At 69.6% G+C, this 276-nt stretch carries 1 pseudogene; it reads right to left on the bottom strand.

Annotated features, from left to right (window positions below):
• A pseudogene (locus tag ACU18_RS20020) lies at positions 1 to 276 on the bottom strand (IS481 family transposase); the annotation flags it as partial.

Raw genomic sequence — 276 nt, 5'->3', positions numbered from 1 at the left:
GATTCTCCCGAGTTTCTTCACGTCAATGTGGAGCAGTTCACCGGCGGTGCCGCGTTCGTAGCGGTGGTCGGTAGCCCGGCCTGCCCTGATGCGTTCGCCGCTGATCGGGTCCAGCTCCCACAACCGGGGCATCCCGGCCCGGGCGATAATCCGGGAGACCGTCCGGGGCCGGACGTGGCACCGTTCGGCGAGTTGGACCGGGCCCTCGCGGTGCTCGGCACGAGCGGCGAGGACCTCGTCGATCTTCCTCGCGGGAGTGGCGTGCGGGCAGGAACG

The organism is Arthrobacter sp. ZBG10 (genome assembly GCF_001238605.1).
GTDB lineage: Bacteria > Actinomycetota > Actinomycetes > Actinomycetales > Micrococcaceae > Arthrobacter.
The sequence above is the reverse complement of the archived record's forward strand: the minus strand, read 5'-3'. Positions and strand labels throughout refer to the sequence as shown.